Raw genomic sequence first — 13,934 nt, 5'->3', positions numbered from 1 at the left:
TTTCCCAGGAACCTCATAACCATCCATAACACAACAATTATAGATGTCACGAAAGTTAAAATTAATTTATTGTGCCTTAACATCTATTAATCAACCCTGCAAATATCTGCTTCGGTGTATTCTCGAGTCACATTCAGGCATTCTTCTAAATAACTCATAATTAACACATAACTTTATCTATATTAACAGAAAAAACATTGAGCAAACATCGAAGGAGTATTGAAAAAATACGCCTTGCATGATACGAGCAAAACACAAGGCTGGCACACAGACTCACCTCTACAATTGAATTTTAAGATACTGTTTGACTAATTACAGAAAAGAGAAAATAAAAAAAGGCAACCTTATGGTCGCCTCTTATTCTATACCGTGTTTTTTAAGTTTTCTATTCAAAGCCTGCCGTGTTATATTAAGCTTTTCAGCCGTATGTGTCTTATTGTGACTACAGGCTTTCATCGCCTTTATAATAGTTTCTCTTTCAATAGATTCAAGACTATAATCAACCTGAACTTTCCCATTTTCACTTTGCTCGGTAAAGTTCAGGTGGTGAGCTTTAATAACATTCGTATCACACATCAGAATGGCACGCTCAATAACATTCTTTAGCTCTCGTATATTGCCTGGATAATGATGATTCACCAATAAATTCATGGCTTTTGAATGCATACTTACAATTCCTTTATTATGCATTTCGGCAAAATGTCGCACAAAATGATTCACCAAGACCGGTATATCCTCATTTCTTTCGCGAAGAGGCGGTATATGAATATGAAATGAATTTAAGCGATGGTATAAATCTAGGCGAAACTGACCATCTTCAATCATCTGTTTTAAGTCTTTATTAGTCGCGCAAACAATTCGTGTATTTACAGGTATAATATCGTGTGAACCTATGCGCGTCACTTTCCTTTCATCTAAAACTCGTAATAGTTTAGATTGCAAAGCCAGGTTCATATCACCTATCTCATCCAAAAACAATGTACCACCGTTGGCATGTTCAAACCAACCTTCATGATTTGACAGAGCACCAGTAAAGGCTCCTTTTTGGTAACCAAAAAATTCACTTTCAAACAAAGTATCGGGAATTGCGGTACAATTAACTGGGTAGAATGGCGCTCCACTTCGATCGCTCATACTATGAATCCCTCTCGCTATTAACTCCTTCCCACTTCCGCTTTCGCCAGTGACCATCACTGAAGTCATATCTGCCTGAGCCACACGTTTCATTAGCGTATTAATTTCCTTAATAGGCTGACTGATACCAATAAACTCAATTCCCCAGTGCGCCTCAAATTTTTTACGAGATTCTTCAAATTGCCGATCGACTACATAATTCTTAACCCTAAACTGCTTATAACTCTCACACTTTTCAATTGCACTTCTTATATCTTTTGAACGAAATGGCTTTTCAATATAATCCATGACGCCTAGTTTTAAGGATTCGATTGCATTTTTAAGACTCGCCTGCCCTGTTATTACAATCCCTTCAATATCAGGATAACGTTCTTTCAACCCTTGAAATACGGTTAAGCCATCCATATCTAACAGGTTAATATCTAAAACTGCCAAACGTGGCACATAATCTATTTTTGCTTCTTTGTATTGTGCCCATGACTCAAAAGCATACACTTCAACACTATCAAAGGCAATACAATCTTTAATTTCCTGCCTTAATTCAGGTTCATCTTCAAAAAGTAATATTGTATACTTCATTCTTAGGTTATTATTGGCTTAATCTTAGTTTTCAATATTTTTTAAGACAGGAAATGTCAATACGGTCTTAAAAAAATTACCACTCTTTGATGTTACGTCAATGGTTCCATTCATCTTTCGCATGAGATTGTTTATAATAAATAAACCTAAGCCGGTTCCTCCAATGCTTTTTTTAGTGGTAAAGAAGGGCTTAAATATATTACCCAAATCACCTTCGCTTGCACCTAAACCATTATCTACAAAAGTAATTGTTACAAGTTCATCACTTTGTTCTATTGCTATTTTCAACTTAGGCTTTAGATTTTCATTAGCACTAAGCTTCAATTGCAATGACTCCAGACTATTAGTTAATATATTTACAAACACCTGCTCCAATTCATTAGAAGAACCCTTGATACATATTTCCTCGACGTGCTTAACGACTAATATCAAGCCCTTCACCTGTATGTAACTAATATCATCCAACGCACAATTCAAAACTGATTGAACATTAACCAGTTCATCTTTACTATCAGGCACAGAGGAAAATTGCTTCATCTCATCGATAATGCCACGCATTCTGAGAATCTGCCTTTGAATTTGTTCAGTTTTTTCTAATAGATACAGCTCCGTCACTGTCCCCGCATGCCACTTATCTAGCATATTATCAATTTTCAGACTTAGGTGAGTTAAAGGTTGATTGAGTTCATGAAAGATACCTGATGCTATTTCACCCAATGACTCCAACCGATTCTTCTTCAACAACTTTAACTCATATGCCTTATTGATTTCAAACTCCTCCTGTACTTGTTTTCTCAGCTCTTCGTTTTGATTTTCTAAGTTCTGCTGAACATCAATAAATTGCGTTAAATCCTTAACAGCTGCTAAATAACATTCTTTCCGCCCTGAAACTATTGGGATTAAATTAAGTAAGAATGTCTGATTATTCTCACTCCCTTTAAAATGACATAACACAGCACGCGAATTAGCATCAGATTCGATCATTTTTAGGTAATCAAACTTTTCAGGAGAATAAACATTGGTTTTAATTATATCCTGAATAAAGATGGGCTTTACGACGATGCGACTTTCAAGAAAATAATCAATAAATGAACGATTGAGATTGATGATTTCACCATCCTTTTTAACAATTGCAATAGGATAAGGCAGTTTGTCTATCGAAATTTGGCCAGGCACATCAACATGCTTATAATAGCCCACCATTTCGAATTCATCAGTCTCCTTTCTTACTATTTTACAATCAATAGTACTGGCATCATCATCGCTACATGAAACCATTTCAATATGGGCTTCCTTATTTGTTGAGTTGATAAATTCATTAAAAATTACAAGAACATTCAAAGGCATTACTTTTAGAATGGAATTTTCATGCACCAGAATACCCTTATCAAACAAATCACCATGTGATTTATTGATCTCCCCTTTCTTATCCATCAAAAAATAAAAGGCTTCCCGATTGGTGATACCTCGATAAATCATCTGCTTATTAAGATACATAAAGTCCCTCTCTTCTGTTCTTTGAACAAATAAAAGTAGGGTGAATAAATTAAATATGCAGCGAAAATTGATTTATGACCATTTTAGTAAGACTATCGTCGCTTTTTTTTAGATTAACATCCAAATCGACATTTAAAAAGGAAGGTTTTTTACCCACTTTTCAATACGAATATCACTTAAGTCGGGTTCATTATCTTCGTCTAAAGCTAAGCCAACAAATTGCTCATCAATTTGTGCTTCTGATTCTGAAAAATCATATCCATCAACTGATGTTGAACCAACAATTCTCCATCCCTTATCATTCAACAGGTGGTATAATTTTCCCATACCATTACAGAACGTATCAGGGTATGTATACTGATCTCCAAGACCAAACAAAGCAAATGTTGTTTTTGACATATCGAGTGTCAACAGCAAGTCTACAAACAGCTCAAAATCATCCTGTAAATTCCCCACTCCCCAAGTTGAGGTTCCTAAAACCAAATTATCAAACGATGTAATTTGGGCTACCGATAAATCATTAACCGGCAAGCATGTTGCATTTGGAATATGTTTGTGTATTTTTTCGGCAACAAATTGTGTGTTACCTAAAGATGAGCCAAAAAGTATTGCAGTTTGCATATCGTAAAAATGAAGTTCAGTTCAAATAACACTAATTCCAATAAAAAGTTTACTTTTTACGAATAAGTGTAATACCATCTCTGAAAGGCAAGATAACCTTTTCAACTCGCGTATCATCTTTAACTTTTTTATTAAATGCCAATATTTCTCTGGTATACGAATCATTAGGTTGTAATTCATCTACAACTTTACCATCCCAAAGCACATTATCAGCTAATATATATCCACCTTTATTGAGTTTATCGAACACCAAATCATAGTAATTACTGTATTGCCTTTTGTCGCCATCCATAAATACAAGATCGTATTTCTTATCCAGATTAGGAATAACATCAATAGCACTACCTATGTACAAACTTATAACATCGCTTAAATGGGCCTTATCAATAAAAGATTGAATAAACGCCTCATTTTCATCATTTACCTCAATCGTATCAATATGAGCACCTTCAGATAAACCTTTTGCCATACTAATAGCTGAATATCCGGTAAAAGTACCTATTTCAAGCACATTTGACGGATTCATCATTTGGCACAGCATCTTTAAAATTTGCCCCTGCAAATGACCGCTCAACATCCGTGGCTGCAACATCTGTATATGCGTTTGACGATTTAGCTCCTTTAGAACACCATCCTCCTCCTCAATATGATTAAGTATATATTGCTCTAAATCAATCGAATAATTAGTCATTATTGATAAATTAAATATGACAACTTATCGGGACTTAAAATTTCATTGGCAACACCCTGTAAATCAGCCGACTTTATCCCATCTATTTTTTTATAAATCTTCTCCAGAGAATCAACCTGATCGTATAACAAAAAGCTTTTACCCATTGACAACATCAAGTTTTCACGATTATCATTCGAAATCGTCATTTGCCCCTTTAATTGCCTGATTGCCTTATATAGTTGTAAAGAACCTAATGGTTTTTCACGCAAAAGTTTCAATTCTTTATCGATAATATTAAATGAGCGAATCAGGTTTTCTTCATCGGTACCAAAGTAGATACTAAATACTCCTGTGCCAAAATAAGGTGCATAACTGGAGTCTACATTATATGCAATACCATTTTTTTCTCTTAACGCCATATTAAGACGTGAGTTCATACCCGGACCACCAAGCAAATTATTTAGCAGATGCAAATGCAAGCGCTTATCGTGCTTATAATCATATGCCACATTACCAATAATAACATGACATTGATGCGTGTCTTTTTCAATTGTTTGAGATTCGGGCACATACAAATTAACAGCTGGACGGTCATAGTCACGAAGGTTTTCTTCTTGCTGTCCAAAATATTTTTCAGCCCATTTAACCACCTTTTTGAAGGACACATTGCCAACTGAACAAAACACCATTTGATCGGTACTGTAGTTTGAACGCATAAAAGTCCGAATCATATCTTCATCGAATGCCTTGAGCTTTTTTTCAGTACCCAATATGTTTCGCCCCATTGGATCATTCTTGAACAACATTTCTTCGAACTCATCAAAAATTAATTCTGCCGGGCTATCTTTATACGAGTTTATTTCATCAACAATGACTTCCTTTTCTTTGGCCAATTCCTTTTCTGGGAACGTTGAATTAAAAGTAATATCATGAATCAATTCAATTGCACGTTCGAAATCCTGCTTAAGAAAGGAAGCATAGATACAAGTCTCCTCCTTGGTTGTGTAGGCATTTAGTTCACCTCCCACATCATCAAGCCGACTTAGGACGTGATAAGCTTTTCGTTTTTTGGTTCCCTTAAAAATGACATGTTCAATAAAATGAGCCATTCCATGCTCTTCCTCTTTTTCATCGCGCGAACCAGTGTTAATAATCAAGCCACAATAAGCAACAGGCGACTTATCTTGCTTGTGTATTATGCGAATTCCATTTCGCAAGGTGTGTATCTGATAATCCATTAATTTTTTTTGAAGGTGCAAAAATACTAAACATCAGGCAAATTCACACAATTGACAAACAAAAGGAACACTAAAAATGAAAAAATGTTTTTGTGGAATAAAATCTTTGCCTATATTTGCACTCGCATTTCGGAAGAGATGTTGCTAAAAGTCCCGATACGCGGGGTTTGGCGAAGATTGGTGCCATAGCTCAGTTGGTAGAGCAACGGACTGAAAATCCGTGTGTCCCTGGTTCGATTCCAGGTGGCACCACCAGTCGTAAGGCTGATTTTAGGGTTAAATTAATAGCCTGTGGGGACAGGTTATTAATTCAAGGGTAAAGGGTTATTGTTTATGTTATTTTTACTTAGGTAAAAGTAACTCGGTGCCATAGCTCAGTTGGTAGAGCAACGGACTGAAAATCCGTGTGTCCCTGGTTCGATTCCAGGTGGCACCACAAAAAAAGGGAAAGATGAAAATCTTTCCCTTTTTTCATATCCTAAAATCAAACCTATTCAATTCGAATTCCATCATTGGCCGTATTATATATAGCAGCTTCATCAAAAGATGTCATCTCGTTTAACATGGCCACAGCTCCTTTAATTACCGAATAAGCAACTGCAGAACCCGTTCCTTCTCCGAGCCGAAAACCTAAATTAAGAATTGGTTCTCCATTCAGAAAATCCACCATCTTTTTATGTCCCTGCTCCTTAGATTGATGAGAAAAGAACGCATAATCAACTACTCCTGAATGGATGGCATGTGCTGCCAACAGAGCTGAAGTAGTTATAAATCCATCAGTAATAATCACCATCCTACGACTAGCTGCCTCGAGCATTCCACCTGCAATAGTTGCAATTTCCAAACCTCCAAAACGCGCCAGATTTTCAATGGCATTATCTGAAATACCATGCTTTTCAATGGCTGCTTTTATAATACGCGCTTTATTTCTTACTCCTTCAGCATCCAAACCTGAACCCGGACCTACGGCCGATTCAATATCAACTCCAGCAAATACAGATAATAAAGCCGATGCCGGTGATGTATTTCCAATTCCCATTTCACCAAAACCTACAACATTAGAACCTTCTTCAGCTATTTGAGCTACAATTTTCCGACCGTTATTCAATGCCTGTAAGCATTCATCCGTCGTCATAGCCGGTTCTTTATAAAAGTTACGAGTGCCTTTCCTAACCTTGGCATCGATTAACTTTGGGTGGTCAGGAAAATCATAATCAACGCCGGCGTCAACAACACGTAAATCAAAGCCATAAACCTTAGAAAACAGACCAATTCCGCCGCCGCCATTTAGAAAATTCAAACATTGTTGCCAGGTTATCTCAACAGGGCAAGGACTCACGCCTTCTTCGCAAATGCAATGATCAGCTGCAACGGTTAACATCACGGGCTTGTTTAAAACTGGTGATAAGGTACCTTGTATCAACCCTATTTTCTTCGCAATATCTTCCATCTGACCTAAGGAACCAATCGGCTTGGCCTTTTGATCAATTTTATATTGTAATTGCTCCTCCATATCAACACGAAGCGCATCGATATGTATGTTATCAAGTTTTGTCATTAATGTATTATTAGCTGCAGTGCGACACAAAGTATTATACTTAGTAAACATACTGCATGGTTAAGGTATTTTGCTTTATAAATATCTGCGTGTGTAATTAGTCGTTCGTTTTTACCAATAAAAGGCTTTTGGATGAGTTCACCATGATACACATTGGGGCCACCAAATTGCACATTCAATACACCAGCCAATGCAGCCTCGGGATATCCTGCATTAGGACTACTATGCTTGCGTCCATATAGAAATACAAAACTCATAGCACGAAAGGACATGCTTACAATAACTATGAACAAGGCCGTTAAACGAGCTGGTATATAATTGGCTACATCGTCGATATAAGCAGCCACTCTTCCGTAATAAATATAACGCTCATTTTTATAAGCTATCATCGAATCTAAAGTATTAATCATTTTGTAAGCCATCATTCCCGGAACTCCCAACAATACATACCAAAAAATCGGCGCTACAACTCCGTCACTTAAATTCTCTGCCATTGTTTCGAGAACCGCTTTTCTAATTTGCTGTTCATTTAGCTGTGAGGTATCACGACCAACAATTCGACTAACCTGCTTTCTGCCTGCTTCTACCCCTTCCTCGTTTAGCACTTTAAAAACAGCAAACCCTTCTTTTATCAGCGTTTTATTTGCCAAACCAAAAAAGAAAAACAAGCCAGTAACAATAGTACCAAACATTAAACCGAATGAACCCGCCCACTTTAACATATAATAGAAAGCCAAAAAAGTTAAGCCTACCAAAAAGAGGCTGGACAGCGCCCCTTTTAGTAATCTATATCGACCTTTATTCAGGTGCTTTTCGATAAAACTAATAACACGACCAAAGCATACAATGGGATGAGGAAGCCAGAGAGGATCACCCAACAATAAATCAAATATATACGCGATTACAATAGCAGAACTCGTATAGATAAACAATCCATCCATCACTCAAATATTGCTTTAAAGGCATTGACAATACTCCTATTTTTATCACGCGTTAATGAAGCTATTCGAATATGGTAATCACTTAAACTTCTGAAATTAGAAGCATCACGCACCAGCAAACCAAACTCCTCAATAAGCAAATACTTTAAATCGGCCGCTAACATTGGCGTTTTTATCAAAAAATAGCCTGTAGATGAAGGGAAAACTTCTAAGCCATTAAGTTCACTCAACTGCATCATTAGCTCGCGCGACAGAGCTAAATATTGTATGCGTTCATCTGTATTAATCACTGGATTTTTCAAACAGAATGAACCAGCCTTAAGAGCCAAACTGTTAACCGCCCATGGAGGACGGTGCATGGCTATTTTTTTAACAAGCGCCTGATGTCCTAATAAATATCCCAAACGCAAACCTGGCAAACAATGATTCTTTGTCATTGACTTCAGAATCAATAAGTTTTTATACTTGCCAACAAATGGCACCATCGAAATATCATCGATACAAAACTCGGCATAAGCCTCATCGATGATAAATATTGTTTGTGGATTGTTTTTAAGTAAATCGAGTAACAATTCGCGCGAAAAAATTTGCCCTGTAGGATTGTTTGGATTACATAACCAAAACAAACCCTCACGCGTATTCATACCTTCAGCCATAAAATTAGCTCCACAATAGCTTATCTGATGGTTGTATATTTGACATGCATGTTCATATTCAGAAAAGGTTGGAGTAATTATACGACTAGCACCATTTTGGAAGCTCTGCGCGATAAAGAAAATGGCTTCGGCGGTTCCATTACACACCAATATCTGGTCCTCGGCTACATGATGACAATCTGCCAATTGAGCCGTTAGCGTCTCACCTTGCAATTCGGGATAATTAGCAACACAACCCAATTCATCTTTAAGGTATTCAATCAATTGCGGATGCGGACCCAAATACCAGGTGTTGGTACTAAAATCGGCCTTTATCTCACTATTAAAACGATAAGCATCATTTCCATGATGAAACTGACTGACTTTACTTCTTTGAGCAACTGGCACTTTCATAGATTGCTTTTATATTAATATGCTGACGAAGATGCTGAGCCAGTTTGTCGTACTCAGTATTTTTAAATGAACTATAGCTAAACTCGCTCGATTCCTCATCGACATAAGGAGATAGTAAATGATTGATAACTGATACGTTATCAAGAATCCCATGCATATACGAGCCCCAGCAGCGTTCATCACGGTAAATACCATCATCGTGTCCATCAAGTGTTTTCACCAAAGGAGTAACATCGGTCAATGACTCGCTTTTCCCCATGTGTATTTCATACCCCTCGCAAACCTCATCTCCATCACGAAATTTAAATTGCTGCTGAACTGTTTTTTTCTCTTCTGTGATAATTGTTTCCATTGGTAACAAACCAATGCCATCAATAACCTCAGTTGTTCCTTCAATTTGTTTCGGATCGGTAATCTTCTCCCCCATCATTTGATATCCACCGCAAATACCAATAACCGTTTTGCCTTGTTGGTACATTTCTTTCAATAGCGATGGGATGCCTTTCGATTGAATAAATTCTAAATCATTGATAGTACTTTTGGATCCAGGTAGGATAACAATATCAGCCTTTTCAATCTGCGATAAAACAGTTGTATAATACACGTTTACACGGTTATCGAATTGTAGAGCATTAAAATCAGTAAAGTTAGACATCTGAGGTAGCTTAATAATGGCCACATTTACCTTACCCTCTTTAGCCTCGCCATTTCGACTATCAAGCACTACGGAATCTTCATCTTCAATGTAGATATCTTTAAAATAAGGAACCACGCCAATAACAGGAATACCAGTTAAGTCTTCAATAATCTTTCGTCCTTCATCAAACAAACGAACATCGCCCCTGAACTTATTAATGATAATTCCTTTGATTAATTGTCGCTCATCCTCATCGAGCAACATTATAGAACCATAAACACTACCAAAAACACCACCTTTGTCAATGTCAGCCACTAAATACACATCAGCACCAACTCTTTTGGCCATGCGCATGTTAACAATGTCTCTTTTTTTAAGGTTAAGCTCCGAGATAGAGCCTGCTCCCTCCATAACAATGGGTGAATAACGGTTACTTAATCGCTCAAAAGCAAGAGTAGCTTCATCGAATAGTTTGGCATTATCATCCTTCCGAAAGTATTCATAGGCCGAACGATTCCCAATTGGCTTTCCATTAAGGATTACCTGCGACATCATTTCACCACTTGGTTTAAGTAATACAGGGTTCATATCTGTATGACATGCGATACCACATGCCTCGGCCTGGGTAGCCTGAGCTCTTCCTATTTCATAGCCTTCGGGAGTTGCATAGCTATTTAAGGACATATTTTGAGCTTTGAACGGCGCCGGGGTATATCCATCTTGTTTTAATATTCGACAAACACCAGTGTTAATCACACTTTTACCAGCATCAGAACAAGTGCCAACAAACATTATAGGCTTTGATTCTTGCATAAGTCAGGGGCTGAAATTTGCGCAAATATAAGAATAATAATGGTTTGATTACTGCGATTACTTGTTCTCATAAATACGCTCACAAATGACATATCATAATTGATTCAGCGCTCACATACCGATATATTATCGTTGGAATTTTATCGCATTAAATCGAGGATTAAACAAATAAATTTATCTTTAATGCCAATTCCAAACCCACTTATTGAAAAAAATGAACACCCCAGATCTTTCTACCGAACCACAACTAATCAATTGCAAAAATTGCGATCATCGATTTAGCGGTAAATATTGCTCCAATTGCGGCCAATCGGTCAAAGAACTAGAACGCCCCATTCGTTTTATGATTGCCGATTTTATGGGTACCATAATTACCTTTGACACGCGATTGGCTAAAACCTTAGTAACCATACTATTCAAGCCCGGCTATCTTACTATAGACTTTCTGGCTGGCCGACGAGCACGATACATGCCACCTTTTAGGTTTTATTTATTTATAAGTTTTGTAATGTTTCTGCTCATGTCTATTGTTACCAATAAATCAATTCATGATAACTATGAGCCAACAAAAGAAGAAGCAAAAAATATAAAAAATGTGGTGAGCGCTACAGTTGACTCTGTCCAAAACAGCAACGATTCAATTTACGTAGCCACCCGCAAGGTCATTAAGGCCGAACTAGATAGTGCAGAGATAGATTCCAGTGACATTGTTAGTGTTGATGAAATTATATCAAACTTCGAAAACGCAGTAGAAAAAATAGAGAACGATGATTCGAAGTATGGTAAAACCATTAAAATGATACAAGATTATCCTGAATTGTACATTAACAAACTGTATCAATTCACTTCCTGGTCTTTATTCCTGTTTATGCCAATTTTTGCGTTTCTATTATGGATTTCTTTTTATCGAAGCAAAAAACTATTTATTGGCCACCTAATATTTTCGCTAAATATCCATTCGTTTATTTTTACCATTAGTGCCATTGTCCTGGCAGTTAACATTATATTCAAAAACCAATCAGTAGCTCGGATTGGCTATCTGTATTTTTTAGTGCCTCTTTACCAAGTTGTTGGTGCCAAACGCATTTACAAACGCAAATGGTTTAACAGCTTTGTTAAAATGACTCTCATCTGGATGATGTATGGATTTGTTTGGCTGCTTGGCCTAATCATTATTGCAACACTTTCGTTTGTAGGACTCAATTAAAGGAGTTAAAAACTTCGGTGAAAACGCATAAAAGTGACTTATTTGATTTTTCTATCTTTGCAGCACTCAATAAAAAATTAGGATAGATGATTCAGATTGATGATAAAATTATAAGCACCGATATTTTTGAAAAAAGGTTTGTTTGTAATTTGGATAAATGTAAGGGCGAATGTTGTGTTGAAGGAGAATCGGGCGCCCCTTTAGAAGATGATGAAACAGCAAAAATTGAGGAAATCTATCCGATAGTAAAGCCTTATCTCACACCTAAAGCCATTGAAGAAATTGAAAAGCAAGGCAAATGGATCATTGACTCAGATGGCGACAAAGTAACGCCAATTATTAATGGTCGTGAGTGTGTTTATACCTATTTTGATGAAGAAGGCATATGTAAATGTGCCATTGACAAAGCTTATCAAGAGGGTTTAATCGATTTTAAAAAACCTGTTTCGTGCCACCTTTATCCTATTCGCGTCACGAAGTATCCCGATTTTGAAGGACTAAACTATCATACCTGGCCAATATGCCATCCGGCACGTGAGCTTGGCAGCCATTTGGGCGTACCTGTATACAAATTCCTGAAGGAACCAATCATCCGAAAATATGGAGAAGCCTTTTACAATGAAATGGAGGATGTTGAAAAAACATTGAAAAATAAAGGTATGCTCAAATAATTGAGACATTAAAAAACCGGCCAAGGCCGGTTTTTTAATGTCTCAATTATTTAACTGGAATATAATTCTACTTTACCACTTTTCATCTTTTGAATAACAGTAGTTTATATCTTTCTGCCTCTTACGATGCCGTTGCATGATCTGGTCAATTAACCTGTCTTCAGTCATCTCTTTGTAGAACTTAAATACCAGAAAGTCCATAATGTCTCGTGCCGACAATAAAGGGATATCGTCTTTCCATTGAAGCTTTTCTTTTAGCATAAAGCTACCTATTAGCATATTGAGTGCGACCTGGTGATGCCATGACAGCCACTTTCTGGTTTGAAATTGATCAAGGCCAATTATTTGCTTCTGCTCTTTGAAATTGTGTTCTATAAAAAAGCGTTGTGCTTGCATCTGGGCCAGTGCTTGCTCTGTATACAGTGCAAGCACTGGCATTTGTAAATGAGTACTTTATTTCTTCTCCCTCTTTGGTTTGTCGTTTTGAAATGACCAAAAGGCGCTCCTCTACGGAGTTAATGTTTTTATCCCAGATGTAAACCTTTTGATAATGAAACAGTCCCTTTAGTATACCTTTTGCCGAATGTCTGATTTTTATCTTCTGCCAATCTGAGGCTGCAAGCGATTTCAGATACTCTTTAACCTTAATCGATTCAGTGCTGCTTTTAGCCGTTTGGGAGCAGGTCCTTTCTTGCTTTTTCGTTCAGGCAAGTACAACTCTGGTTTCTCAAGGTAGACTTGCTGGGTTGAATGGATATCAAACATGTATATGCAACCTAACGAATTGACGCCACGGGCAAGAGCTATATCGTTTCCATACAAACCATCTCCTCCGACATAGTCAAACTTGACACCCATTGACAATTGGTGCTTAATGATGTCCAACGCCAGCTCTGGTTTAGTTTTAAATACTTGTTCTTCATGAGGTATCCCCGCTTCCTGGCAGCGGGCTCTATCACTAATCCAACCTTTGGGAAGATAAAGCCTGGTGTCAACTAAGGCAGCGTACTTCTTATTACACAGACAACCAAAAACAGCTACCTGAGAGTTGCCTGTTTTACCCACATTTCCACAATATTGGTGTGCTACACCTACACTTTTTGTCCCTTTTTTCACCCAACCACTTTCATCAATTAACAAACCAGTAAGTGCATCGTGTGGCATCATGCCACTAACTTTCATGGATACCTGATCAATTACAGCTCTGGCATCCCAAGTGGATTCACTTATAAAGTGCTGTAACTGACATTTCCCATGTCTATTAGGCAGCACTTGAAAGCTGCATTTCTATTAGCCTGAAGATTTTGTTGTCTTCG

At 37.3% G+C, this 13,934-nt stretch carries 13 protein-coding genes and 2 tRNA genes; 4 read left to right on the top strand and 11 right to left on the bottom strand.

The genetic code is table 11. The features are described 5' to 3' along the window. Positions 1–357: 357 nt before the first annotated feature. From JIV24_RS13480 to JIV24_RS13460, 5 genes are all read right to left on the bottom strand, one after another. Entirely contained in the window at positions 358–1,713 is a 1,356-nt protein-coding gene (locus JIV24_RS13480; RefSeq protein ID WP_200465577.1) for a sigma-54-dependent transcriptional regulator, read from the bottom strand. A 24-nt stretch (positions 1,714–1,737) separates the two neighbouring features. Further along, positions 1,738–3,210: a sensor histidine kinase gene (locus JIV24_RS13475; protein ID WP_200465576.1), complete on the bottom strand. Its 1,473-nt coding sequence runs from the start codon at positions 3,208–3,210 to the stop codon at positions 1,738–1,740. Positions 3,211–3,342: 132 nt separating this feature from the next. Further along, positions 3,343–3,831 carry a flavodoxin gene (locus JIV24_RS13470; protein ID WP_200465575.1) on the bottom strand — a complete coding sequence of 163 codons (489 nt, stop codon included), beginning with the start codon at positions 3,829–3,831 and terminating at the stop codon, positions 3,343–3,345. 49 nt (positions 3,832–3,880) lie between these two features. Next, positions 3,881–4,522: an O-methyltransferase gene (locus JIV24_RS13465; protein WP_200465574.1), complete on the bottom strand. Its 642-nt coding sequence runs from the start codon at positions 4,520–4,522 to the stop codon at positions 3,881–3,883. Continuing rightward, on the bottom strand, positions 4,522–5,742 hold the full coding sequence (locus tag JIV24_RS13460; RefSeq protein WP_200465573.1) for a M16 family metallopeptidase: 1,221 nt from the start codon (positions 5,740–5,742) through the stop codon (positions 4,522–4,524). Before JIV24_RS13460 ends, JIV24_RS13465 begins: the two co-directional genes overlap by 1 nt. Positions 5,743–5,921: 179 nt before the next feature. On the opposite strand from JIV24_RS13460, the gene JIV24_RS13455 reads away from it, so the two are divergent. Together JIV24_RS13455 and JIV24_RS13450 are read left to right on the top strand one after the other, a co-directional pair. Next, positions 5,922–5,997 (top strand) — tRNA-Phe (locus JIV24_RS13455). A gap of 108 nt (positions 5,998–6,105) precedes the next feature. Next, a tRNA-Phe gene (locus JIV24_RS13450) sits at positions 6,106–6,178 on the top strand. 54 nt (positions 6,179–6,232) lie between these two features. On the opposite strand, the gene cobT is transcribed toward JIV24_RS13450, so the two are convergent. From cobT to JIV24_RS13430, 4 genes are read right to left on the bottom strand one after another with little or no spacing between them, the layout of a single operon-like run. Next, positions 6,233–7,300 (bottom strand): nicotinate-nucleotide--dimethylbenzimidazole phosphoribosyltransferase, encoded by a 1,068-nt coding sequence (gene cobT, locus JIV24_RS13445; protein ID WP_200465572.1) that lies wholly within the window; start codon positions 7,298–7,300, stop codon positions 6,233–6,235. Further along, a complete protein-coding gene (cbiB, locus tag JIV24_RS13440) occupies positions 7,300–8,241 on the bottom strand; it encodes an adenosylcobinamide-phosphate synthase CbiB (protein ID WP_200465571.1) in 942 nt (313 codons plus the stop codon). Before cbiB ends, cobT begins: the two co-directional genes overlap by 1 nt. Next, entirely contained in the window at positions 8,241–9,290 is a 1,050-nt protein-coding gene (locus tag JIV24_RS13435; protein ID WP_200465570.1) for a pyridoxal phosphate-dependent aminotransferase, read from the bottom strand. The genes cbiB and JIV24_RS13435 overlap by 1 nt, the downstream gene beginning before the upstream one ends. Further along, positions 9,262–10,740, bottom strand: coding sequence for a cobyric acid synthase (locus JIV24_RS13430; RefSeq protein ID WP_200465569.1), 1,479 nt, complete (start codon positions 10,738–10,740; stop codon positions 9,262–9,264). Before JIV24_RS13430 ends, JIV24_RS13435 begins: the two co-directional genes overlap by 29 nt. Positions 10,741–10,954: 214 nt before the next feature. Between JIV24_RS13430 and JIV24_RS13425 the strand changes: the two genes are divergently transcribed. Next, positions 10,955–11,947 carry a DUF3667 domain-containing protein gene (locus JIV24_RS13425; protein ID WP_200465568.1) on the top strand — a complete coding sequence of 331 codons (993 nt, stop codon included), beginning with the start codon at positions 10,955–10,957 and terminating at the stop codon, positions 11,945–11,947. 86 nt (positions 11,948–12,033) lie between these two features. Continuing rightward, the gene (locus JIV24_RS13420; protein ID WP_200465567.1) at positions 12,034–12,618 is read left to right on the top strand and encodes a DUF3109 family protein; all 585 of its coding nucleotides are present in this window, start codon (positions 12,034–12,036) and stop codon (positions 12,616–12,618) included. Positions 12,619–12,690: 72 nt separating this feature from the next. On the opposite strand, the gene JIV24_RS13415 is transcribed toward JIV24_RS13420, so the two are convergent. Beyond that, on the bottom strand, positions 12,691–13,056 hold the full coding sequence (locus JIV24_RS13415; RefSeq protein ID WP_200465566.1) for a hypothetical protein: 366 nt from the start codon (positions 13,054–13,056) through the stop codon (positions 12,691–12,693). 189 nt (positions 13,057–13,245) lie between these two features. Further along, on the bottom strand, positions 13,246–13,890 hold the full coding sequence (locus JIV24_RS13410) for an IS701 family transposase (protein ID WP_200465565.1): 645 nt from the start codon (positions 13,888–13,890) through the stop codon (positions 13,246–13,248). Between the last annotated feature and the right edge of the window lie 44 nt (positions 13,891–13,934).

It is taken from the genome of Carboxylicivirga marina, from assembly GCF_016612505.1.
GTDB classification, from domain to species: domain Bacteria; phylum Bacteroidota; class Bacteroidia; order Bacteroidales; family Marinilabiliaceae; genus Carboxylicivirga; species Carboxylicivirga marina.
This window is presented reverse-complemented; position numbering and strand designations above follow the sequence as displayed.

Excerpts from the sequence above, each read along its gene's own strand:
- cobT (WP_200465572.1), bottom strand. The coding sequence starts at position 7,300 with ATGACAAAACTTGATAACATACATATCGATGCGCTTCGTGTTGATATG.
- cbiB (WP_200465571.1), bottom strand. The coding sequence starts at position 8,241 with ATGGATGGATTGTTTATCTATACGAGTTCTGCTATTGTAATCGCGTAT.
- JIV24_RS13480 (WP_200465577.1), bottom strand. The coding sequence starts at position 1,713 with ATGAAGTATACAATATTACTTTTTGAAGATGAACCTGAATTAAGGCAG.
- JIV24_RS13460 (WP_200465573.1), bottom strand. The coding sequence starts at position 5,742 with ATGGATTATCAGATACACACCTTGCGAAATGGAATTCGCATAATACAC.
- JIV24_RS13470 (WP_200465575.1), bottom strand. The coding sequence starts at position 3,831 with ATGCAAACTGCAATACTTTTTGGCTCATCTTTAGGTAACACACAATTT.
- JIV24_RS13430 (WP_200465569.1), bottom strand. The coding sequence starts at position 10,740 with ATGCAAGAATCAAAGCCTATAATGTTTGTTGGCACTTGTTCTGATGCT.
- JIV24_RS13475 (WP_200465576.1), bottom strand. The coding sequence starts at position 3,210 with ATGTATCTTAATAAGCAGATGATTTATCGAGGTATCACCAATCGGGAA.
- JIV24_RS13465 (WP_200465574.1), bottom strand. The coding sequence starts at position 4,522 with ATGACTAATTATTCGATTGATTTAGAGCAATATATACTTAATCATATT.
- JIV24_RS13420 (WP_200465567.1), top strand. The coding sequence starts at position 12,034 with ATGATTCAGATTGATGATAAAATTATAAGCACCGATATTTTTGAAAAA.
- JIV24_RS13425 (WP_200465568.1), top strand. The coding sequence starts at position 10,955 with ATGAACACCCCAGATCTTTCTACCGAACCACAACTAATCAATTGCAAA.
- JIV24_RS13415 (WP_200465566.1), bottom strand. The coding sequence starts at position 13,056 with ATGCCAGTGCTTGCACTGTATACAGAGCAAGCACTGGCCCAGATGCAA.
- JIV24_RS13435 (WP_200465570.1), bottom strand. The coding sequence starts at position 9,290 with ATGAAAGTGCCAGTTGCTCAAAGAAGTAAAGTCAGTCAGTTTCATCAT.